Raw genomic sequence first — 322 nt, 5'->3', positions numbered from 1 at the left:
AGCAGCGTTAGCGAAGCAGAAAAGAGAAGGAACAGAAGAAGTAACGGAAGAAGAAAAAGCGAAAGCGAAGGCGAAGGCGAAGGCAGCAGCGGCAGCAAAAGCAAAAGCGGCGGCGTTAGCAAAGCAAAAAAGAGAAGGAACAGAAGAAGTAACGGAAGAAGAAAAAGCGAAGGCGAAGGCGGTGGCAGCAGCAAAGGCAAAAGCGGCAGCATTAGCGAAGCAGAAAGCCTCGCAAGGTGATGGGGATTCGGGAGATGAAAAGGCAAAGGCAATTGCAGCGGCAAAAGCGAAAGCAGCAGCTGCTGCAAGAGCGAAGACAAAG

Annotated in this window: 1 pseudogene; it reads left to right on the top strand. The window is 51.2% G+C overall.

The features are described 5' to 3' along the window. Positions 1 to 322, top strand: a pseudogene (locus tag MR170_RS31365) (NADH-quinone oxidoreductase subunit C); the annotation flags it as partial.

It is taken from the genome of Bacillus cereus group sp. BfR-BA-01524, from assembly GCF_022662595.1.
In the GTDB taxonomy this organism is placed as follows: Bacteria; Bacillota; Bacilli; order Bacillales; family Bacillaceae_G; genus Bacillus_A; species Bacillus_A thuringiensis_S.
The sequence above is the reverse complement of the archived record's forward strand: the minus strand, read 5'-3'. Positions and strand labels throughout refer to the sequence as shown.